The 22,010-nt window shown below is 34.0% G+C and carries 19 protein-coding genes; 11 read left to right on the plus strand and 8 right to left on the minus strand.

Annotated features, from left to right (window positions below; all coding sequences use genetic code 11):
• Positions 1–46: 46 nt before the first annotated feature.
• From AsFPU1_RS20445 to AsFPU1_RS20455, 3 genes are all read right to left on the minus strand, one after another.
• Positions 47–748, minus strand: a complete 702-nt coding sequence (locus tag AsFPU1_RS20445) for a Uma2 family endonuclease (protein ID WP_124973759.1) — start codon at positions 746–748, stop codon at positions 47–49.
• A gap of 114 nt (positions 749–862) precedes the next feature.
• Positions 863–1,774 carry a 2-carboxy-1,4-naphthoquinone phytyltransferase gene (gene menA, locus AsFPU1_RS20450; protein ID WP_124973761.1) on the minus strand — a complete coding sequence of 304 codons (912 nt, stop codon included), beginning with the start codon at positions 1,772–1,774 and terminating at the stop codon, positions 863–865.
• A 248-nt stretch (positions 1,775–2,022) separates the two neighbouring features.
• Positions 2,023–5,511, minus strand: a complete 3,489-nt coding sequence (locus AsFPU1_RS20455) for a WD40 domain-containing protein (protein ID WP_124973763.1) — start codon at positions 5,509–5,511, stop codon at positions 2,023–2,025.
• 165 nt (positions 5,512–5,676) lie between these two features.
• Here AsFPU1_RS20455 and AsFPU1_RS20460 point away from each other — a divergent pair, with 165 nt between their 5' ends.
• The 7 genes from AsFPU1_RS20460 (at position 5,677) to AsFPU1_RS20490 (ending at position 11,064) form a co-directional block, all read left to right on the plus strand.
• Positions 5,677–7,245 (plus strand): hypothetical protein, encoded by a 1,569-nt coding sequence (locus tag AsFPU1_RS20460; protein ID WP_124973765.1) that lies wholly within the window; start codon positions 5,677–5,679, stop codon positions 7,243–7,245.
• Positions 7,246–7,352: 107 nt separating this feature from the next.
• Positions 7,353–7,706 carry a ferredoxin-thioredoxin reductase catalytic domain-containing protein gene (locus tag AsFPU1_RS20465; protein ID WP_124973767.1) on the plus strand — a complete coding sequence of 118 codons (354 nt, stop codon included), beginning with the start codon at positions 7,353–7,355 and terminating at the stop codon, positions 7,704–7,706.
• A gap of 8 nt (positions 7,707–7,714) precedes the next feature.
• Positions 7,715–8,125 carry a DUF309 domain-containing protein gene (locus tag AsFPU1_RS20470; protein ID WP_124973769.1) on the plus strand — a complete coding sequence of 137 codons (411 nt, stop codon included), beginning with the start codon at positions 7,715–7,717 and terminating at the stop codon, positions 8,123–8,125.
• Between the two features lie 42 nt (positions 8,126–8,167).
• Positions 8,168–8,848: a deoxyribose-phosphate aldolase gene (deoC, locus tag AsFPU1_RS20475; RefSeq protein WP_124973771.1), complete on the plus strand. Its 681-nt coding sequence runs from the start codon at positions 8,168–8,170 to the stop codon at positions 8,846–8,848.
• 131 nt (positions 8,849–8,979) lie between these two features.
• Positions 8,980–10,416: a hopanoid biosynthesis associated radical SAM protein HpnJ gene (hpnJ, locus tag AsFPU1_RS20480; RefSeq protein ID WP_124973773.1), complete on the plus strand. Its 1,437-nt coding sequence runs from the start codon at positions 8,980–8,982 to the stop codon at positions 10,414–10,416.
• Between the two features lie 19 nt (positions 10,417–10,435).
• The gene (locus AsFPU1_RS20485; RefSeq protein WP_227873467.1) at positions 10,436–10,810 is read left to right on the plus strand and encodes a DUF6883 domain-containing protein; all 375 of its coding nucleotides are present in this window, start codon (positions 10,436–10,438) and stop codon (positions 10,808–10,810) included.
• Between the two features lie 8 nt (positions 10,811–10,818).
• Entirely contained in the window at positions 10,819–11,064 is a 246-nt protein-coding gene (locus AsFPU1_RS20490) for a DUF4926 domain-containing protein (RefSeq protein WP_124973775.1), read from the plus strand.
• Between the two features lie 2 nt (positions 11,065–11,066).
• On the opposite strand, the gene AsFPU1_RS20495 is transcribed toward AsFPU1_RS20490, so the two are convergent.
• From AsFPU1_RS20495 to AsFPU1_RS20510, 4 genes are all read right to left on the minus strand, one after another.
• The gene (locus AsFPU1_RS20495) at positions 11,067–11,336 is read right to left on the minus strand and encodes a hypothetical protein (protein WP_124973777.1); all 270 of its coding nucleotides are present in this window, start codon (positions 11,334–11,336) and stop codon (positions 11,067–11,069) included.
• 193 nt (positions 11,337–11,529) lie between these two features.
• On the minus strand, positions 11,530–11,820 hold the full coding sequence (locus tag AsFPU1_RS20500; RefSeq protein ID WP_124973779.1) for a hypothetical protein: 291 nt from the start codon (positions 11,818–11,820) through the stop codon (positions 11,530–11,532).
• Between the two features lie 211 nt (positions 11,821–12,031).
• On the minus strand, positions 12,032–15,244 hold the full coding sequence (locus tag AsFPU1_RS20505) for a type ISP restriction/modification enzyme (protein ID WP_124973781.1): 3,213 nt from the start codon (positions 15,242–15,244) through the stop codon (positions 12,032–12,034).
• Positions 15,245–15,310: 66 nt separating this feature from the next.
• Positions 15,311–15,601: a cupin domain-containing protein gene (locus AsFPU1_RS20510; RefSeq protein WP_124973783.1), complete on the minus strand. Its 291-nt coding sequence runs from the start codon at positions 15,599–15,601 to the stop codon at positions 15,311–15,313.
• Positions 15,602–15,815: 214 nt separating this feature from the next.
• On the opposite strand from AsFPU1_RS20510, the gene AsFPU1_RS20515 reads away from it, so the two are divergent.
• Both AsFPU1_RS20515 and AsFPU1_RS20520 read left to right on the plus strand, forming a co-directional pair.
• Positions 15,816–16,316 carry an alpha/beta hydrolase gene (locus tag AsFPU1_RS20515; RefSeq protein WP_124973785.1) on the plus strand — a complete coding sequence of 167 codons (501 nt, stop codon included), beginning with the start codon at positions 15,816–15,818 and terminating at the stop codon, positions 16,314–16,316.
• 14 nt (positions 16,317–16,330) lie between these two features.
• Positions 16,331–17,791, plus strand: a complete 1,461-nt coding sequence (locus AsFPU1_RS20520) for a carotenoid oxygenase family protein (RefSeq protein ID WP_124973787.1) — start codon at positions 16,331–16,333, stop codon at positions 17,789–17,791.
• Between the two features lie 312 nt (positions 17,792–18,103).
• Here the strand turns inward: AsFPU1_RS20520 and AsFPU1_RS20525 are convergent, their stop codons facing one another.
• The gene (locus AsFPU1_RS20525) at positions 18,104–18,817 is read right to left on the minus strand and encodes a CTP synthase C-terminal region-related (seleno)protein (protein ID WP_124973789.1); all 714 of its coding nucleotides are present in this window, start codon (positions 18,815–18,817) and stop codon (positions 18,104–18,106) included.
• A gap of 93 nt (positions 18,818–18,910) precedes the next feature.
• Between AsFPU1_RS20525 and AsFPU1_RS20530 the strand changes: the two genes are divergently transcribed.
• The gene (locus tag AsFPU1_RS20530; protein WP_124973792.1) at positions 18,911–20,971 is read left to right on the plus strand and encodes a prolyl oligopeptidase family serine peptidase; all 2,061 of its coding nucleotides are present in this window, start codon (positions 18,911–18,913) and stop codon (positions 20,969–20,971) included.
• 224 nt (positions 20,972–21,195) lie between these two features.
• A complete protein-coding gene (locus AsFPU1_RS20535; protein WP_124973794.1) occupies positions 21,196–21,879 on the plus strand; it encodes a Uma2 family endonuclease in 684 nt (227 codons plus the stop codon).
• Positions 21,880–22,010: the final 131 nt, after the last annotated feature.

Raw genomic sequence — 22,010 nt, forward strand, 5'->3', positions numbered from 1 at the left:
ATTTCTAATAGTTTTACATAAGTAAATGATATTGAGCGATCGCGGTTTATTCTAAATTACCAAACCGTGATTGATATTGTTTAAGTAAAGCAGCTAATTCTTCTTTTTCTTGACGTTCTTGATCGAGTTGTTGACCTAAATTTTTAATACGTTCTTCAGGAATTTCATAACGTTTACCTGTGAGATCATACCAATATAACCATTCTCGATAAATTCCTTGATAACTTCCTAATTCTTTGCCTATTCCTAATTCTAATTCTGGCAACCAAATGACTTCACCTGATTGTAATATATACTGTCCATTGTTGAGTTTATAGACTTCTAAACGGGGTTTTCTTTTGCGTAAGGGATTATAAATAACATAGTATAAAATTCCCATTTCAGCATAAAATTTTTTCTTCGTGCTATATTCTCCCCGTCTTGTTTGAGATACCACTTCTAAGACAAAAATAGGAAGTTTTTGTTCTTCCCACAACACATAGGATAAGCGTAAATCTTCATCAATAATACGGGGAACCCCAATACTTAAAAATCCATCAGGGACAATAGCAGGTTGATTAGGATCATAATAAACTCCCATATCAACCCCAAAAAACCAATTCATTTTTTCTGACCAAATCAAGGCCAGAACAACTTCAAGCAATCCAGGAATTAAATGTTGTAATTGATTATCCACAGGGGTATCATCAGAATCAGGTAAATCTTCAGCAGAGGGTAAACAGGAGCGAGGATCGTAATATTGTAACATGGGTATTTCAATAATAAAGTACAAAATCTTTTCTATTGTAACGTAAATTGCTAGGGATAAATTTAGACTTTCTAGATCCCCCTAAATCCCCCTTAAAAAGGGGGAGTTTACGGCTTATAATAATCTGGGTAAAATCAATCCTAAAGCTAATAAGATGCCACTCAAAAAATGAAGGTTTACTGCTATAAACTTAGAATTACTTACCTTCTCAGGTTGATCGTGATATTGTCGAACATGATTAACTAATTGATAAGCAACGGGAAAACTCAGAAAGATCAGTAAACTCCATAGAGAAATTGTCCCCAATAAAGCAAAAACAAGGGTTAAAACAAATATAAGAATAGTTGACCCTGTTAACACTTGAGAACCTAATTTTGTGCCTAAACGAACAATAGGAGAACGTTTTCCTGCTGCCATATCATCTTCTACTTGATGAAAATGGGAACAAAATAAAATAATCGAGGTACTAATTCCGATTATTGTTCCAGGAATTAAACTCGATAAAGAAAACTGTTGAGTCTGAGAATAATAAGCAGCAGAAATAGCCATCGGGCCAAATGTAAAAAAGCAAATAATTTCTCCTAATCCCTGATATCCTAAACGAAAAGGAGGCCCTTGATAACTATATCCTAAAGCACAACATAGGAAGATAATTCCTAATACTGTTAAGTCTTGTTGCCACCAAGCAATTAAGAAAATGCCTAAGATGCCTAATGCTAAGAATAAATTAGCTAACCAAAACATGAGAGATTTATTGCCTGTTAAATTGACAATAGAATGAGCTTTATTTTTATCAATTCCTGTTTCAGAATCAAAAACATCATTACTAATATTAAGCCAAGCAATAATCAAAATAGCTGACAGTAAAAAAGTCAAAAATATTTTGAGATCAAATAGTTTAGTCTCCGAAAAAGCGGCGGCAGTTCCCACTGTAATTGGTATAATAGCAACGCTATACATGGGAGGTTTAATAGCGGCTAACCAGAGTTTTCTTTTTGAAGGTGGTATAAGGGTAGTTGTCGTCATGAAACTTCACTCGTAGAATAATTAAATCTGGTTCTACCGAACATAGTATGTAAAACTATTAGAAATTATGGGCTTAAACCCGCTCAGGGTTAAGCTATAAAAACAAAACCCGCCTACGCGAGTTTAATTTAGCCTCCCGAAGGAGGCTTCGTTCCTATAGTATCAGACATAAGGTCTGTCTATAGACGTTGATTTAACATAACTTGTCCGGTAGAACCTTAAATCTTCAAGATGGGTAAAGGTATTAATTAATCAAAGCAACCGGATAATTTTACTTTTTCTTGAGGACGATTTGCTACATAATCTTGAAGCCATTTACATCCTTGATTTAACAGATAGTTTAAGCGAGCAAATTCTTCTTGAACAGTCCAAATTCTGACCGTTCCATCTCTAGCTACCGTGATCATTTGTTGACTATCAGGGGTAAATTGTAAACTTTCAATTGACTCTTGATGTCCTTTCATTTTAGTATGAAGGTTGCCATTAATATCCCACAATTTGATAGTTCCATCCCGTGAAGCAGTAGCTAAATAATTGCCATTGGGACTAAAACTTACTAAAGAAACGGGAAATAAATCACTTTTTAGGGTTCTTAATAATTGACCTTTAATATCCCATAATTTTACAGTACTATCCTTGGAGGCCGTGGCTAAATAATGTCCATCGGGACTAAAACTCAACCAATTAACTCGATCTTGATGACCAGAAAATTCTTTTTTAAGATGTCCTTGTAAGTCCCATAATTTAGCTGTTCCGTCTCCTGATGCAGTGGCTAAAAATTGTTGATCTGAACTAAAACTAAGATGATAAATAGTATCTTCATGAGCGGTAAAGTTTTTGACTAATTTAGGGGGTATGCTTTGCACATTCCACAACCAGACTTTCCCCTCTCTTGTGGCCATAGCTAACCAATGTCCATCCCCACTAAAAGTAAGACTATAAATTTGTACAAAATTGTCTGATAATGTAGCTAATAATTTTCCTTGTAAGTCCCATAATTTAACAATTCCATTACTCGCTCCTGTTGCTATTGTTTGGCCATCAGGACTAAAACTGAGACTATTAATGCTACTCCCATGAGCTTGAAATTGTGTTAATTTTTTCCCCTCTAAATTCCATAGATAAACCATGCCATTTTCTGAGGCGATCGCCAATATTTTCTCCTTACTTGATACATCTCCACTGGTAACATAATTATCAAAGGTATCAAACCCTTGTTGCTGAGGAGATTTCACTTGCCAAAGCTTAACGGTTCCATCGCCAGATGCGGTAGCCACTCTCTGACTATCGGCACTGATAGCCACATCATAGACAGGATCTTGATGACCCCTAAAAATGGCTACGGTTTGCCCTTGAACGTTCCAGAGTCGCGCTGTTCCGTCATTTCCTGCAGTAACTATCCATTGTCCATTGCGGCTAAAATTGACACTATTGACTAATCCCTGATGACCTTTAAGGGTTAAGAGAGGGTGTCCTTGTTGATCCCAAATTCTGACGGTTCCATCATCAGCGGCCGCCGCTAATTGCTTTCCATTGGGACTAAAACTAATACTATAAAAAGGTAAAGAATCTTGTCTAATTGTATTTAATAATCGTCCTTGATTATTCCAAACTTTAACCGTTCCGTCACGAGAAGCAGTAGCAATTAATGTTCCGTCGGGACTAAATGCTACGTCATCTACGGATTTTTGATGACCTTTGAGAATAGCTAATGAATGTCCTTGTAAGTCCCAAACTATTGCAGTATTATCTCTAGAAGTAGTAGCAATACGTTGACTATCGGGACTAAAAGTAACACTGTAAACAGATGCGTAATGTCCCTTAAGTGTTATTAATTGTTTCCCTTCTCGATTCCAAATTTTGGCCGTGTCATCTTGGGATGCAGTAGCAATTAATTGTCCGTTGGGACTAAAAGCAACACTGTACACATTTTTTTGATGACCTGTTAATAGTTTAAGTTGATTTCCTTGCCAGTTCCACAAACGAACTGTCCCATCATTAGAAGCAGTGGCAATTAATTGTCCATCGGGACTAAAACTAACACTATTAACCGTATCTCGATGGCCAGTTAACTTATTTTTTTGTTGAATGTGATCGAGAATTTGTTCTAAGGCTAAAATGGGACTAGTGGCGGGATAATCTTGTAAAAATCGCTGATCTTTGACCAAATATTTTAATTCTTGTCCTGCTTGTATCGCAGACATTAACCCTTCAATTTGTTCAAATTCAAATTGTCGCCAGGCACTATCTCCCGTTTGTTCTAATTGAGTACCTTTTTGTGCTTCTTCCTGTTTTTCAAAGGCATATCTAGTTTGACTAATAGCAATGACTGCACCTACTAATGAGATGATTAATACCCCAATTCCTAAACGGATCATGCGTTGGGCTTTTTGATTCGCTTGTGTTAAAATCTCGTTAGCTTCTTTTTCGGTAGCTAAGTTAAATTCTGCTTCTCGTTTATCTAAGTTTTGACTAGCACTTAAAAATTGATAATCGATATTTCCTAAACTTTTATCTAGGGCCCAAACTAAGGCATCTTTGAGGGCTTTTCCTCGTAATAAACGGGAGTTATCTTCATAATTAGAAGTGATCCAAGCACTAATTGATTCTGAATAAGGACGAATATTTTCTAGTTGTTTACTGACCCATTTTTGATTAAATACTTCTTGATAAACACGGTTATAAATGAATAATTTACTGTCTTTTTTAACGACTAACCCTGATAAACGTATTTCGGTTTGTTCGGGGCTATCATCTGCTTGTACTGACCCTTCTTGTAAAATATGTTGATAGAGTCCTAAGAGTCGTCCGACTCGTTTCTCATGCCGAAAAAGACGATCTCTAATGGTTTTTAAGTGAACTGGTTCATCTTGAGATTCCCAATGATTAATAATTAATGATTCAACAATATTTTTAATGAATTGAATTTCTTGACCGGCCGTAATTTTTTCTAGTGAATTAAATAGTAACTGACAGACTTTTTGAGTAAGAAAAGGTTGTCCCCCTGTCCAGTCTAAAATGGCATTCAAAACCTCTTGAGGATTGTCAGTAATGGGGGTTAAACCAGAGACTAAAGGACTAATTTCTTCCGGGGTAAATCCTGTTAATTCGATAGGTTGACCAATATTAAAAGGGGTTTGAGTTTTATCCCTGATTAAATCTGAAGGAGTGGCAACTCCAAATAGAGCAAAAACCAGTCGATTAAATTGAGCATTTTCGGCCCGTTGATTATAACAAAATCGAATCAAAGTAAAGAAATCATCAAGAGAAAAATTAAGACTGAGAACTTTATCTATTTCATCAATAAAAATATAAATTTTCTCACCAGGACAATGAATTAAAAGTATTTCTTCTAGAAAATGACTAAATTTTTGTACACCGGATAACTCATCTCTTTCTCGTAACCAAACTTTTAAATTAACTTTACCTACTAAATTAAATCCTAAAAATAATTGAGTAATAATTCCGCTATACCATTGTTGTTGACTAATATCACTGCCTAAACTTGTAATATCAACTGATGCACAACTCATTCCTTCTCGTTGAAGTTGGTGCATAGTGCGGACTCGTAAGCTAGATTTTCCCATCTGACGACAGTTAAAAATATAGCAAAATTTGCCAGCTTCTAAGGCTGATAATAATTCTTTATCCGCTTTACGTTCTACATAAGTAGGATGATCAAATGATAAACTTCCGCCAACTTTATAAGTATAAGATTGTTTTAGATTTTGATTCATGAGAGATAATGTCACTGACCCGATAAAATAGAAGAAGTTTGCCTGATTGAGATAAGTTATTGATTTAGTTAATGCAAAGTTAACTTAAATATAGCGTATAATTTTCCTAACTGTGTGTCAGGCAACCTGAACAATCTGTTGTTTATTGTACTCTGTTAAACCCTAATGACTTTAACAAAAATTTCTTCTCGTTCCCAACAAAAATCTTCTGGTATGCGTCTCTGGTTTGAAAAAATTATGGCGTTACTAATACTCCTAAATTATGTAGTCGTGATCTTTGATTTAACTTATATTCCTTTACGAGATTTTTGGTTACAGGGAAGAGTACAACTTTATATTAAATTTGGCACATTTGAAAAAGAAATACCTGATCCCCCTCTCCAAATTTTACCTAATTTTATTTCTAAAGTAATTCAGAAATATGATCTAATTAAAGGAATTGAACCCCACCGGGATACCAAAAAATATTTAGAACTGGTAGATAATCTTAATAATGCTATTAATTTAACTATTAATCAACAATCATTTTCTTCTTCAAAGTCTTATAATACTAAAGCATCTGACCAAGAAAGTATTGATAGTATTTTAGCTGATCTGAGACGACGTAGCACCGAAATGATCGAACAAAATCCCTTTCAAATTGCTAATAAAACGGGAACATTAGAACGCATTAAAGATAAAATGCGAAAGCATATTTCTGATAATAGGGAAAGTTCGGCTAAAGAGGCTTTTAATACTTTTTGGAGTCAAGAATATTTGAGTCAAAAAGGTTGGCGATCGCAGTTAAATTTTTTTGATGAAGAAATCCGACCCTTAATAGCTACTAATTATTTTCGACCGGTAGGACAAAATGGAGAAATGATCAATAATTTTGGACTGATTGATTTTCCTTTTTCCTTATTTTTTCTGTTAGAATTTTTAGGAAGAACTTTTTTGATTAGTCGCCGTTATACTGGGGTTAGTTGGTTTGATGCCATGTTATGGCGTTGGTATGATATTTTTCTGATCATTCCTTTTATTCGTTGGTTACGAATTATTCCTTTAACAATTCGTTTAGACCAAGCAAAATTAATTGATCTAAAAGCGATTAAAAAGCAAGCAAGTCAAGGTTTTATTGCGGGAATAGCTCAAGATTTAACAGAAGTCCTAGCTATTCAAATTATTAATCAAATACAAAGTTCAATTATTGATGGAAGTGTTCGTAACCTAGTTTTACAACGTAATGTTAATCAATATATCGATATTAATGATTTAGATGAAATAACAGAACTTATTAAATTAGCGGCTAATATAGTGATTAACAAAGTTTTACCAGAAATTAGTTCTGAAGCTGAAGCATTTCTTCTGTATAATTTTGAAAAAGCTTTAACTCAGTCTCCTGGTTATCAAGGATTAGAAAATATTCCAGGCTTTAAATCATTACAAATTCAAGTGACTGAGAGATTAGTGTCTCAATTATATCAAAATTTATCAGCAGGACTTCAGGGACTGTTAGTAGAAGATTATAGATTTAATGAATTGCTAAAAATCTTGGTAGAAAAATTTAGAACTTCAATGGCAAATGGACTACAAAAAGAACATAGTATGGAACAAATTGAATCTCTTCTCAATGATTTTCTAGAAGAGATTAAACTGAATTATGTTCAAAGTTTGTCCCAAGAAGATGTGGAGGATATTTTAGAACAGACAAGGGCTTTACGTAAATCAGCGAATAACAAGATTGAACAATTGTAAAAAACCGAATGAACCATTTAAAGTTAATATTCAGACAGAAAGCACAGAATATGTCACAATGTTACTTTACCGAAAAAACCTTAGACACTTGATCTGATTAAAATCTTATGACTTCAGTACATACAGATAAAGCCCTAGAGGCGATGAAAAATTTTGCTGAACAGTATGCCAAACGCACTGATACTTATTTTTGCAGTGAACTATCTGTGACAGCAGTAGTTATTGAAGGACTGGCTAAACATAAAGAGGAGTTAGGTTCCCCCCTATGTCCTTGTCGTCATTATGAGGATAAGGAAGCAGAAGTTAAAAATACCTTTTGGAACTGTCCTTGTGTCCCCATGCGAGAACGCAAAGAATGTCACTGTATGTTATTTATTACCCCAGATAATGAGTTTGCTGGAGAACAACAAGAGATTTCTTTGGATTTTATCAAAGAAGTCCGAGAAAGTATGGCTCATTAGAGAAAATTATGTTATTAGACCCATTTTGGCAAGGGGTTGAACAGTTTAACCAAAGACAATTTTATGCTTGTCATGATACCCTAGAGGCTTTATGGTCTGAATCAGCAGAACCTCATAAAAGTTTTTATCAGGGTATCTTACAAGTGGCTGTGGGTTGTTATCATTTGGAAAACCATAATTGGCGTGGTGCAGTTATTTTGTTAGGAGAAGGGGTACGACGACTCAGGGAGTATCAACCAGACTATGAAGGGGTGGACGTAACTGACTTTGTACAAGTGAGTCAACAACTTCTTTTTTATCTCCAACAAACTGAACCGGAACGAGTCGCAGAAGTGGCTAAACAATTACTCGAAATCTCAGAAAATTCTCCTTGTCGTTTACCTTATATTCTCAAAATTGATGAATTAAGTCATCAATAGGATAATTCTCTCAGAATTACACATTAAAAAAAAGGAGTTATTATGACGATGGCTAATTCAGATATTGATATTGCTGTTTATATCGATCATGCTTTACTCAATCCTACTGCTACCCCTCCAGAAATAGACCAGTGTTGTGAACAAGCTGAACGTTTTGGGTTTGCCACTGTTTGTGTTTATCCGTCGGCAGTACGTCACGCTTCTCAACTACTTCACGGGAAAAAAACTAAAATTTGTACGGTTATTGGGTTTCCTACAGGGGCCACCACATCCGCAGTTAAACTATATGAAGCGCAAGAAGCAGCGGAAAATGGGGCGACAGAACTCGATGTGATGATTAACTTAGGTTGGTTAAAAATGGGACGTTCAGAAGCTATTTACCAAGAAATTTCCTCAATTTGCGAAGAAACTGGACAAAAAGTCAAGGCTATCTTAGAAACTAGCTTATTAACAGAGACTGAAACCCGACTAGCAGCACAAATTTGTATGGATGCAGGGGCAACCTATCTCAAAACTAATACAGGTTGGTTTGGGGGGGCCACCGTTGAAGATGTACGTTACCTCAAACAAATTTCTAAGGGACAAGTGGGAATTAAAGCTTCTGGGGGTATTCGCACCATAGAACAAGCTATAGCTTTAATTGAAGCAGGGGCTACCCGTTTAGGCACTTCTCGTGGCATAGAATTGGTACGGCAACAAGAACAAGGCTTAAATGCAACTTAGGAGTTAACGGCCGGTAAATGTGCAGATTTAGACAGTTTAACTACAGTTACTCATTGTTTTAAGGCCCATTTATCAAGTGTTACATTAAACTGGAAGGAATAACAAATTAAGTGGTAGAGTGAGGAAACACGATGAAAAAGACTTTATTTCTTAGCCCCCCCTCGTTTGATGGCTTTGATGGTGGTGCAGGGGCAAGATATCAAGCAAAACGGGAAATAACTTCTTTTTGGTATCCGACTTGGTTAGCCCAACCCTCCGCTTTAGTTCCTGGTAGTAAATTAATTGATGCACCAGCACACTATCAAACAGTAGACGATGTGCTGAAAATTGCCAAGGATTATGAATTGGTAATTATGTACACAAGTACCCCCACATTACCCAATGATGTCAAATGTGCTGAGGCAATAAAAGCGCAAAATCCAGATACTCAAATAGGTTTATTAGGGGCCCATGCAGCCGTTTTACCGACTGAAACTTTAGCAGAAAATCCCATTTTAGATTTTGTTTGTCGCAATGAATTTGATTATACTTGTCAAGAATTAGCTCAAGGCAAGTCTTATGATCAAATTAAAGGATTAAGTTACCGCGATCAATTTGGTAATATTAAACATACAGAGGAACGGGAATTAATTCATGATTGGGATGCTATGCCAAGTGTTTTTCCCGTATATGCTGATAATCTCAATTTTCGCAACTATTTTATCGGTTATCTTCTACATCCCTACGTTTCTTTATACACTGGTCGAGGTTGTCCTGCTAAGTGTACTTTTTGTTTATGGCCTCAAACTATTGGGGGACATCAATATCGTGCAAAAAGTCCTGATGCAGTAGGTCAAGAAATGGCTTTAGCTAAGTCTATTTGGGGTGATTCTGTCAGAGAATATTTCTTTGATGATGATACTTTTACTATTGACAAAAAGCGGGTTATGGCCATCAGTGAACATCTGAAAAAGTTAAATCTAACTTGGAGTTGTAACGCCCGTGCTAACCTAGATTATGATACCTTAAAAACCCTCAAAGATAACGGTTTAAGGCTTCTTTTAGTCGGTTTTGAATCGGGTAATCAAAAAGTTCTTGATGGGGTCAAAAAGGGCATTAAATTAGAAGTTGCCCGCAAGTTTATGGAAAACTGCACCAAGTTAGGAATTAAGGTACATGGGGCCTTTATTATTGGTTTACCCAATGAAACGAGAGAAACCATTGAAGACACCATTCGCTTTGCTTGTGAAGTGAGTCCTCATACCATTCAAGTGTCTATTGCTTCTCCTTATCCTGGCACAGAATTGTATAAACAAGCTCAAGAAAATGGCTGGTTTACTAATAATAATTTAGTGGCAAGTTCTGGGATTCAATTGTCTACTTTACAATATCCCGACCTCTCGTCCTCGGAAATTGAAGATGCAGTTGAACAGATGTATCGTCGTTTTTATTTCCGTCGTCAGACTATTGTTCCTATTGTCAAAGAAATGTTAGTAGACCCTCAAATGTTGGTGCGTCGTTTACGGGAAGGACGGGAGTTTATGTCCTATCTAAAAGAACGTCATACTCGTAGTTTAGTCAACGCTTAAGTATAATGTAGGGTGGGCAATGCCCACCTTATTTAATATTAAAAAGTTTGATGACAGGATGAAGCTAAAAAACCCGGAAAAAGCTATACTAGGAGATAAGCTGGAGCGTTATTGTTTGAATTTTCAGCATAGTTTAGGAAAACATAAGGCTCTAATTTTTCAAAAGCGTTTAGGAATTACACTGACTAATAAAAAAATCCTAGAAGATGCTTTATTAACGGCAGTTCGAGAGTGTGAAGCAATGCTATATAAACAAGATTCATTCGGCATTCATTATGATATCAAGTTGTTTTTAGAAACTGAATTTGGTTCATCTTGGCTTTTGAGTTCATGGATTATTCGTTTTGAGGAAGATTTTCCTCGATTAACTAATGTTTATCCTGTTGATAAGTGAGGTAAACTATGGACAGTATTCGAGAATATGATATAGTTGTTTTGACTAAAGATATTCAAGCAATTCACAAACAAAACCATACACCTATTTTATTGCGTCGGGGTCAGGTGGGAACTGTGCTAATGGATTTTAATCAACAAGATTTTTTAATTGATTTTGCTGATGAGGAAGGTGTTACTTATGCAATGGAAACTGTTTCTAAAGAACAGTTAATTCCGTTACTTTATCAACCTTGTGAAGTTTTAGCTTTTTAAAATTATGTAGCAGGTAATATTCCTTTGTTGATAATCATTTTTGTTTTATTTCGCTCAATTACTATCACACCTTTTCCCATAACATACTCAACAGGTTTAGTTTCTGGTTGTCCGTTTTCTCCCCAATCATAGGGTTCGTCTTCATTTTCACTAATATTCAATTGATTATCAATAATTTGCCAAAGTTTTTGTTTATCTTCAATATTTAACGTTGAAATAGCATCTACTAAAGATTCAAAGGAAATTTTAACGGTTAAATTTGTTGAATTCATGATGAAGATTATCAATAATTATGTTTTTATTATAGCTAACTTTTTCTATTTGATTACTATCTATTAATAAAATTTAATCATATCGATAACATCAATATGATTAAGAATGAACTATTTCTTGATTATTTTGTTCTAAGCCTTGTAGTTTTTATTTTGTAATTAAAGACCGCCAAATTTCGTAAGGCATTGTTATTTATTTACACTTCCAACGTTCTAATTTTCCTTCTGTTTGAGATACTAAAGCTTGTTTAATAGACTCTTGTTCTTCCTGTGATAAATCTCCAAATCTAATATTTTCATTGCCACCAATAAGATAATTAGAGTTTAATTTATCTAGTTCTTTTTGGGATTCAATTGTTATTGCTTGTTTGATTTCTGCTTCTGTTGTAAGGATAATAACTCTAACGCGATGACCAATAAATTTATCTGCTTGTTTTAAAATTTCTTCCCAACTTCCTTCTAATTCTATTAATTGTGTTGTCATAATTTTAACAAGTCATACATTACTTATTTTTTGATTATATCTTATTTATCATCTTTGGGCAATATCTCTTATTGTCACAATAATTTTGTTTTATCTCGCGCAAAGACGCAAAGACGCAAAGGAGATATTAGGTGAGGGACAAGGTTTCTTAAAGTTTAATCTATAAGTTATTGATTTATTGTAGGGGTTTAACACTGTTAAAACCTGTTACTTATTCTATGGGAAAACTGGGAATTATTGTATCAATTTCCTGCATTATCTCAATGGTATTTTTTAAGGCAACAACAATTTTTTGATAGTGAATAATATCATCATTGGAGAGTTTACGGTTATCTTTTTTACGGTCTTTTAACCATTTGTCTAAGACTTGATATCCTCCTATTTTAAATTGCCAAACGTTTTCGGTAATACCTGTAAACTGACAGTTTTTATTGATTGAAACTTGTTGAAGTTGGGGACTATATATAACTTGAGTAACTTGGTTTTCCCCATCTCCTTGATATTGGGTGATCAGATTATTGAGTTGTTCAGATTTCATTAAATGGAGGTTAACTAATGTTTCTCCTTGAGTTGCTAATGTGGTGAATAGTTGTTTATTTTTGGTGAGGGGAAGACGAGGAAAGTCTATTTTAAGAAAGTCTGCATATCTTTGACGATAGGTAGGAGAATGAAACACTGCATAAGCATAGTAAAAGATGGTTTCTGGGGTGGGAATATAACCTAATCTTTCTTTGATAGCAGTTAAAAATTCAGGAGATAAGTTAGGTTTTTTTTCTTTAAATAGGTTGGTTTGTTGGTTTTCTGTGTCAGGGTAAGTGTAGAGAGGGAAAACATAACAATTATCTTTGATAGAAACTGCATCTTTATTAACTAAGTCATCAGATATAAAAAAATGATTGTACTCACCTTCTCTAATTCCTCTCATTGTTAATAATGCTAAGTTTTCATATAACATATGTCTCATTAAATTCCAACGACTATCACCTCTTTCAATAATCAGAGGATTATAGTAAACCCATCTACTATCAAAAGGTCGATAAATATAAGTTTTGATATGAGATTCAATTATAGAATTTTTAATATGTTTTTGTGCGTTCGATAATGTCCAATACTCTGTATCTCTAATTTGATAAGTTTCTTTTAAGTTTTGAATATTATTATTATCTGCAATATCTTTAAATTTTTTAACAAGAATATCCTGATCAAAATCTACACATAAATTATCTCTTCTTGTTTTAACACCAGCAGCATAAACATTGAATATATCTATGATACTCCATCCTAGTGTATACTCGTCTTCTAAATCAAAATCTTTAGGAGAAAAGAAAAAATTAGGATGAGTAGAATTTAACTTAACCCATTCAATATTATTAATATTCATTGCATCTAGAAACTTATATTTATCTTCTCGTTTTCCCCATAAATCATAATAGAAAACCTCCCCAGTTAACTTATCCCCTTCTCTCTTTTTATACACCGTTGAAAAATAATCAGGATGACTCTTTTTACTAACAGCAATTAAAATAGCAACCCCTTGTTGAATATCAAAGACATTTTGATCAACTTCTCCATCTGGTGTCGTTTCTTTTAACAAAGAATTACCATGTAAATCAATAATATAAAGACTATCAAAGGACTTTAATAACTCCTCTCGCATTCCTCTATGAATTAACCCATTAAGATAAGAATGATTCGTAATAAACCCTATAATACCATGACCTGTTTTTTCTATTTGATTATGTGCAAAACGAATAAACTTAATATAATCATCATCTAAAGGTTGAATATTCCTTTCCCCATCTAATCTTACTCTACCCTTATAACGTTCTAAAAGTTCCCCAATATGAGTTAACTCTGTAATTATTTTACCTGCTTTACCTATTTTATAAATTTTGTTCCAAACTTCACCAGTATATTGAACATCTGCTAAATATTGTGTATCCTCATTAACCATTCTTTTTCGTTTACTCGCATTTTGGGAACTCACAGAATAGGGAGGGTTTCCTAAGACGACATAAATAGGAATTTCAGTTTTAACTGCTGCTGCTTTATTTGCTTCTTCTGAAATATATTTCCCTAATAATACCTCCGACTTTTTCACCCCTTCTTCTAACGTATTAGTTAAATAAATATTCAGTCGTTCTTTCTCTGCAAAGCGATAACCCAAAGTTTCCAATAACAAAACTAACTTTAAATGAGCAATAGTATAAGGAGTCATTAACAACTCAAACCCATATAATCTTTCTAAAACCTTCTTATCTCTTAATAACTCATTCCATCGGTTAACCCCATACTTTTCAAAGTTAAAATATATTTGTTTAATCACTTCATATAAAAAAGTTCCGGTTCCTGTTGCGGGGTCTAAAATTGTCACTTTTCGACTACCTAACCCATCATCTAAATCAAATTCTTGATCTAATAAATCATTAACTGCCCTCACAATAAAAGATACCACAGGTTCAGGAGTATAATAAACCCCTCGACTCTTTCTTAATGAAGCTTCATAAGCAGCTAAAAACGTCTCATAAAAATGTACAACGGGGTCTTCTTGTCTCGTTTCCCTGCCAAAGTTTTCTAAGATATTACTCATATCAACCTTAGCTAAAAGTTCCACTAATTGCTCAATTGTCCAATTAATTTTACTAACAATATCCGTTTCAATAACCGTAGTAAATAAACCTTTTAAAAATGGAATTTTATCACTTATATATATACTTGCCGTTTTGCGACCAAAAATCTCTTGTCCTGGATTTTGTGCATGACCAACCCTAGCAGTAAATAACCCATAAGCAATAGTTTGAGCATACATATCAGCAAAATTATTATTATCTAAATCAGGCAATAATAAATCCTGAAACAATAACTTAAGTTGGGTTAACTCTCCCTGTTCATCTTCTAATTTTAACGATTCTGTAATACCATATCTAACCGCTTTCGTTGCTGCGGCCATTTGTTTAGCTAAATCATAATAATCATTGATAACTCTTTCTTGACGGTTTAAAAAAGACTGTATTAATTCCTCAGTTTTTGCTGCATCATCAACAATAATAATTTGCTCTTTCTCAATCTTTCCTAAAGTAGTTTTTAATTGTAATTTACCATCAATATACCAGCGAAACTCTAAGTAATTAGTTAAAATCAGATTTTGTCCAATTGCTGAGTCAAAATACCGTTGCAACTGTTCACTTTGTTCTATTTTATCTAAATTTTCACCTATCTTTTTAGCTTCAATATACCCTAACAAATTATCATTTTTTCTCACAGTAAAATCAGGTATACCTGCTTGATTTCCCGTTTCTTCTATAGTAGTAGTAATTCCTAACATCCCACTATCTACAAGATTTTTCAAGTTTGGGTAATGAGTCCGTTCACTACCTCTAGTCAGATTATTTTGTAATTCCTGTAAATAGTGAATAAAATTCATAATTAATTATTATATAGATTATCACAGGCAAGATGCGGCGTGCCACTTCTGAGCAATGAGCTAGGATTAGCCAAAGTTGTAATGTTTTCTCACATCACGGCGAATATTCCAAGTACAAGACATTCCCGCCGGAAAAGTCACTAAATCTCCTTGACTCATAATAACAGGTTCTCCCTGATTAGGAGTAACAATTACGTCTCCTTCAAGAAAATAACAGGTTTCTGACTCATCATATGTCCAAGGAAACTGTGACACTTCCTTACTCCATATGGGCCAAGTTTTGACCCCTAATTCTTGCAAACGCGCTTCACTAGGTTGATGTTCAATTTTAATCATCGTTATTGATTGATTAGTCATAGTTACAAATTTTTTCTGTTACATAATTAACAAATGAATACTTTAACTATAAATTTAAACTTAAAATTTGTAAAGAGACTTAGTACCTTTTCCCTGATCAATTTGACTTCCTTAATATTTGATTAATTAAAAGCATTTTAATCTGAGAGTTGAAGTAACGTAAATAGAAATTCGACGCATTCTGATTGTTAAGATAACTTAACTTTATATAAATATGAACAAAATTCCTGGTTTTTGGTTAGGATTATGGGGATTAATAATTCCTTTAATTGCTCAACCTGCTTTGAGTGCAGATAAGCTGTATTTTATTTATGGCCCCTTCAATTTTCCTTTGTCTATAGACTCTTTAGAAATATATGCCAAAGAAGGCAGAATCACCAAAGAATTTGCATTTTATGCCAGTCAATTTGATGAAAAAACATTAATTGGATTGCGTCATACTTTACAAAAACGTCATACTATTGATGGGGTCAGATTTTCTCGTTTGTTAAGAACTCCCCTCATGGAAGATTTGTTGAAAAGTATGGGAAATATTTTTAGTACCCATCCTAATTCTAATGGATTTTATGCCATTCGTGGAGCTTTAATTTCTGCTGCACTTCATCAAGATAAAGAAGGATGGACAGCAATTGATGTTATGAGACATTTTCCTACTGAATCAATTTCTCTTGATACACAACTAGCTACAGAAATACTCAAAGATAGTAAATTTTAATTAAAGGAACCAATATGAAACGAAGAGACTTTTTAATTCAATCCATGCTTTCTAGTCTTGCTACTGTCGCTTTTCATGACTTTCCTGTGCAATCTCAACCTCTTTATCAAACTAAACAATCATATAAAAGTTGGAAAAGTGATAATAGTTTTTTAACTGGAATTAATGCTCCAGTTTTTCAAGAACTTGATATTAATAATTTAAAAGTATCAGGAACAATTCCCAAAGAATTACAGGGAATGTATGTCCGTAATGGCCCAAACCCGATGTTTAAACCTAGTGCTTATAACTATCCCTTAGAAGGGGATGGAATGTTACACGGAATTTATTTTAATCAAGGAAAAGTTAGTTATAAAAATCGTTGGATTCAAACCAGTGGACTAACCTATGAAATGTTTGAAGGTAAAGAATTATCTGAGTTAAAATTCAAGAATTATGCTAATACTAATATTATGGCTCATGGAGGTAAACTTTTAGCCCTATATGAAATTGGTTTACCCTATGAAATAAATAAAGACTTAGAGACAGTTGGAAAATGGGATTTTAATGGTAAATTAGAACAATCGATGACTGCCCATCCTAAAGTAGATCCTATCACGGGAGAACTACATTTTTATCGTTATTCTTTCTTTAATACTCCTTACTTACATTATTATATTGCCGATAAACAAGGAAAAATAATTAGAAATTATCCCATAGAAATTTCTCAACCCGTACTCATACATGATATGGCAATTACTCAAAATTATGCCATATTTTTTCAGTGTCCCTTAGCATTTAATATGCAAAAAGCCAAAGAAAATAATACACCGTTTAATTGGGAACCAGAAGCAGGAAGTACAATTATTTTAGTAGATCGTCATAATCCTAATAAAAAACCAATTTATATTAAAACAGAGGCATTTTGGGTATGGCATTTTATGAATGCTTATGAACAAAATAATCAAGTTATGATTGATTATGTTTACTATCCTAAAATGAAGTTAGAAAGTAATTGGCAAGTGATTTTAGCCAATAAATCAAACTTACAAAGAATGACTATTGACTTACCAACTCAAAAGATTAGTCAACAACCCTTAGACGATCATTATATAGACTTTCCTGTTATTGATAGTCGTAAATTAGCAAACCCCTATCGCTTTGGTTATGCACCCCATATCGATACTGAATTATTATCTCAAAAACAACTGCCTAACTATTTTCCTGCTTTAATTCAATATGATGTTGTTAACCAAACTCAAAAAATTCATCAATTAAAATCCGGTTCTTATTGTGGAGAACCCGCATTTATTCCTCATCCCAATAAAACATCAGAATTAGATGGCTATATTGTCACATTAGCGTATAATGAAAATACTAACACCAGCGATTTATTAATTATAGATCCCGCTAATTTTGAACAAGAACCTATAGCCACTGTTCATTTACCTGTTCGTGTTCCTAGTGGTTTTCATGGTAACTGGATACCTAGTTAAGGAATGTGCAAAAAAATCATGTACCCGCTTAGGAATAATTCCCCCCTTTTTAAGGCAGGGCTGATTCATTTTCCCTCGTACTGACACCTTAAAAGGTGCAGCTACAAGGGCAAAGCCCGCCTGCGCGGGCTGAATTATTTATTAATATTTAATATTAGATGAAAAAGCCTGCGAAGGCAGGCTTCGTGCGTATAGCCCCAGCCTTTAGGCTGAGGGAATTTAAAACAATGAAACAGCCCTGCCCTTTTTAAGGGGGGTTAGGGGGGATCAATTGGTATCTTATTTAACTGCAAGTCCCTAATCAGTAGAAAATTATTTTAATTGGTAAATATTTTGCAAAAATGCTGTAACTAAAGGATGGGGTTTTGTATCAGTTGATCCCACTTGAGGAACAAATAGGGTTCCCACAAAAAAAGGATGATCTGGTAGTTCGATAACTCTAACTTCTCCTTTGCTATCCCCACCAGTGACTCTTAATTCACTGCTTTTAATTAGAGGAATATAATCAGGATTTAAAGCAAAATTACAATAGTATTGTTCAACAGCAGTAAGAGATTTATAAATGTTAGCAACTTTTGATTCTGGAGTAAATTTTAACTTCATTGCCTGTCCCACTAAAGAACAATCAAGTTGTGAAATAAACAAATTTGAAGCATAGGGATCATATTCAGCGTGTTGGGCATCCTGAAATCCTAAAACGTTACGGGCATATTCAATAATTATATGTTGAAAACCACCACAAGTTCCCAAACAAGGAAGATGATTTTCACGGGCATAACGAATTACCCAAAGAGTCTTATTAAGATTTTTATAGGGACTACCAGGGGCAATCCAAACTCCATGATAAGTATCAAAAATTTTTTCTTTTATTATTTCAGTTGAAACCCAGACGCTTTCAACATTAATTCCTAATTGTTTGGCTGAGTGACTAATCGCATTATCAGTAGCAATATGCGGTTTAAAAGCGGGGTTATATTCCCCAATTAAAGCAACTTTTATCGTTTTATCCAAAATTATATTATTCATGATTTTTTATTTATAATAAAGTATTGATGAATTATATTATAACATTTATGATATAATTAGCTTTAATCTTTATCTGTGATTAAATTACTAACAATGTTCTCTAAATTTTCTTATCCCAACACTCCTCAACAAGATATCATTGATAATTATCATGGTAGAGAAATTAAAGATCCTTATCGTTGGTTAGAAAACCCGGACTCAAAAGAAAGTCAAGCTTGGATAGAAGCACAAAATCAAATTACTTTTGATTATTTATCCCAAATTCCAGCTAGAGACACCATTAAACAGCGTTTAACTAAACTCTGGGATTATGAAAAATATGGTATCCCCTTTAAAGAAGGCGATCGCTATTTTTATTTTAAGAATAATGGCTTACAAAATCAAAATGTACTCTATACTTTAAAAAATCTTGATGATGAACCCAAAATTTTATTAGATCCCAATACTTTATCAGAAGATGGGACAGTAGCTTTATCAGGATTATCTATCTCTAAAAATGCCCAATATTTAGCCTATGGGTTATCAGTAGCGGGATCAGATTGGGTAGAATGGAAAGTCAAAGAAATAGAAACGGGAAAAGATCTATCTGATCAGTTAAAATGGATTAAATTCTCTGGTGCATCTTGGATACATGATCATCAAGGATTTTTCTATAGTCGTTATAATGAACCCAAGGAAAAAACAAAATTAGAAGAAATTAATTATTATCAAAAATTATATTATCATCGTTTAGGAACCCCTCAATCTGAAGATATTTTAATTTATCATCGTCCTGATGAAAAAGAATGGGGATTTAGTGGTAGAGTTACGGAAGATGGACAATATTTAATTATTAGTATTGGGAAAGGAACAGATCCCAAAAATCTTATCTTTTATAAAGATTTAACAGTTCAAAACTCTCAAGTAATTGAATTAATTAACGAATTTGAAGCTAACTATAGTTTCATTGATCATGATGGTTCAATCTTTTGGTTTAGAACGGATTTAAACGCCCCAAAAGGTAAAGTGATAGGGATAGATATTAATGATCGTCAAAAAGAAAATTGGCTAAAAATTATTCCTGAAACGGAAGAAACTCTAGAAGGGGTTGGAATCTTAAATAATCAATTTATTTGTGATTATCTTAAAGATGCTTATTCTTCTATTAAAATATTTGATTTACAAGGTGATTTTATTCGAGAAGTAACTTTACCTGGAATTGGATCAGCAGGAGGTTTTAACGGCAAAAGATACGAGACTGAAACCTTTTATAGTTATACCAGTTTTACTACCCCTTCAACCATTTATCATTACGATATGATAACAGGAGAAAGTAAACTTTTCCGTCAACCTAATGTAGACTTTAATCCTGATGAGTTTGAAGTGAAACAAGTTTTTTATACAAGTAAAGACGGAACAAAAATTCCGATGTTTATTACTCATAAAAAGTGTTTAAAATTAGAGGGAAATAACCCAACTTATCTTTATGGATATGGTGGATTTAATGTGTCTTTAACTCCCAATTTTTCCCTAAGTAATCTAGTTTGGATGGAAATGGGGGGAGTTTATGCAGTTCCTAATTTACGAGGTGGTGGAGAATATGGAGAAGCATGGCATCAAGCAGGAATGAAAAGTCAGAAACAAAATGTCTTTGATGACTTTATTTGTGCCGCAGAATGGTTAATTAAAAATAACTATACATCCCCTAAAAAATTAGCCATTGGAGGGGGAAGTAATGGAGGTTTATTAGTGGGGGCTTGTATGACACAACGCCCCGATTTATTAGGGGCTGCGTTACCCTCTGTTGGAGTTTTAGATATGCTACGTTTTCATCAATTTACAATAGGTTGGGCTTGGTGTGCAGAGTATGGAAGTTCCGAAAATGAGGAAGATTTTGACACACTTTATGCTTATTCTCCCCTGCATAATTTGAAGCCAGAAACGTCTTATCCTGCTACAATGATTACAACCGCAGATCATGATGATCGAGTCGTTCCTGCCCATAGTTTCAAGTTTGCTGCGGCGTTACAAAATGCCCATGTAGGTGAGAATCCTGTGTTAATTCGTATCGAAACAAAAGCAGGTCATGGGGCAGGAAAACCTACCACAAAAATTATCGAAGAAATTGCAGATAAGTGGGCATTTTTAGTAGATAATTTGCAGATAAATTGTTAATTTAAACGTTTAAAATAAGGGTTTAATATTCAAAAGCCTTCAGCCTAAAGGCTGAGGCTATACAAACAAAGCCTACCAAAGTAGGCTTTTAATCTCTCAGCCCGCGAAGGCGGGCTTTGTTTTTGTAGCTGCACCTTTCAAGGTGTCCACATCTGATAATAACTAAAAAAATGTTATTTTAATATAATAGAAATAGATCACCGAATTATCCCCCAATTAAACAAATGGTACAACAGATAATTCCCCAAACTAATCCCGATATTATCTATCCTGACAGTGACGGTCAACCCATGGCAGATAATACCCAACAATTTCGTATAATTGTCACAATTAAAGAGAATTTAGAGTTATTATTTGCTGATAACCCAGATGTTTTTATTGCTGGAGATTTGTTATGGTATCCCATTCAAGGCAATAATAAATTACGTCGTGCGCCCGATGTTATGGTAGCATTTGGTCGTCCTAAAGGTGACAGAGGTTCTTATAAACAATGGGAAGAAAATCAAATTGCGCCGCAGGTTGTGTTTGAAATTCTTTCTCCTGGTAATACTTTAAAGGAAATGGGACAAAAATTAGAGTTTTATGACCGTTATGGGGTAGAAGAATATTATATTTATGATCCTGATAAAGTGGATTTGAGTGGTTGGATAAGACAAGAAAATCGCCTCAGTGTTATTGAGACAATGGAAGGATGGATAAGTCCGCGTTTAAGTATTCGCTTTGAGATTAATCAGGGCAATTTACAGATATTTAGCCCAACAGGACAAATGTTTTTAACTTATGTGGAATTAGGAAAATTGAAACAAGCAGCAGAACAACGGGCCGAACAGGAATATCAACGCGCTGAACAAGCAGAGGCAAGAGTTAAAGAATTAGAGGAAAAATTACGAGAATTAGGTCAATTATAAGGCTGTAAAATAGGATTAAGATAGCAACAACCAAGGCGGTTAAGACATAAAATGGAGGAAACCCCTACCATTAAAGGAAAATAAAAAAGCTGATGGCTGATGGCTGACTGCTATACTTATTACAATATGTA

The organism is Aphanothece sacrum FPU1 (assembly GCF_003864295.1).
GTDB classification, from domain to species: Bacteria; Cyanobacteriota; Cyanobacteriia; order Cyanobacteriales; family Microcystaceae; genus Aphanothece_B; species Aphanothece_B sacrum.

Coding starts and splice junctions, on each gene's coding strand:
- AsFPU1_RS20445 (WP_124973759.1), bottom strand. CDS start 748: ATGTTACAATATTACGATCCTCGCTCCTGTTTACCCTCTGCTGAAGAT.
- menA (WP_124973761.1), bottom strand. CDS start 1,774: ATGACGACAACTACCCTTATACCACCTTCAAAAAGAAAACTCTGGTTA.
- AsFPU1_RS20455 (WP_124973763.1), bottom strand. CDS start 5,511: ATGAATCAAAATCTAAAACAATCTTATACTTATAAAGTTGGCGGAAGT.
- AsFPU1_RS20460 (WP_124973765.1), top strand. CDS start 5,677: ATGACTTTAACAAAAATTTCTTCTCGTTCCCAACAAAAATCTTCTGGT.
- AsFPU1_RS20465 (WP_124973767.1), top strand. CDS start 7,353: ATGACTTCAGTACATACAGATAAAGCCCTAGAGGCGATGAAAAATTTT.
- AsFPU1_RS20470 (WP_124973769.1), top strand. CDS start 7,715: ATGTTATTAGACCCATTTTGGCAAGGGGTTGAACAGTTTAACCAAAGA.
- deoC (WP_124973771.1), top strand. CDS start 8,168: ATGACGATGGCTAATTCAGATATTGATATTGCTGTTTATATCGATCAT.
- hpnJ (WP_124973773.1), top strand. CDS start 8,980: ATGAAAAAGACTTTATTTCTTAGCCCCCCCTCGTTTGATGGCTTTGAT.
- AsFPU1_RS20485 (WP_227873467.1), top strand. CDS start 10,436: ATGCCCACCTTATTTAATATTAAAAAGTTTGATGACAGGATGAAGCTA.
- AsFPU1_RS20490 (WP_124973775.1), top strand. CDS start 10,819: ATGGACAGTATTCGAGAATATGATATAGTTGTTTTGACTAAAGATATT.
- AsFPU1_RS20495 (WP_124973777.1), bottom strand. CDS start 11,336: ATGAATTCAACAAATTTAACCGTTAAAATTTCCTTTGAATCTTTAGTA.
- AsFPU1_RS20500 (WP_124973779.1), bottom strand. CDS start 11,820: ATGACAACACAATTAATAGAATTAGAAGGAAGTTGGGAAGAAATTTTA.
- AsFPU1_RS20505 (WP_124973781.1), bottom strand. CDS start 15,244: ATGAATTTTATTCACTATTTACAGGAATTACAAAATAATCTGACTAGA.
- AsFPU1_RS20510 (WP_124973783.1), bottom strand. CDS start 15,601: ATGACTAATCAATCAATAACGATGATTAAAATTGAACATCAACCTAGT.
- AsFPU1_RS20515 (WP_124973785.1), top strand. CDS start 15,816: ATGAACAAAATTCCTGGTTTTTGGTTAGGATTATGGGGATTAATAATT.
- AsFPU1_RS20520 (WP_124973787.1), top strand. CDS start 16,331: ATGAAACGAAGAGACTTTTTAATTCAATCCATGCTTTCTAGTCTTGCT.
- AsFPU1_RS20525 (WP_124973789.1), bottom strand. CDS start 18,817: ATGAATAATATAATTTTGGATAAAACGATAAAAGTTGCTTTAATTGGG.
- AsFPU1_RS20530 (WP_124973792.1), top strand. CDS start 18,911: ATGTTCTCTAAATTTTCTTATCCCAACACTCCTCAACAAGATATCATT.
- AsFPU1_RS20535 (WP_124973794.1), top strand. CDS start 21,196: ATGGTACAACAGATAATTCCCCAAACTAATCCCGATATTATCTATCCT.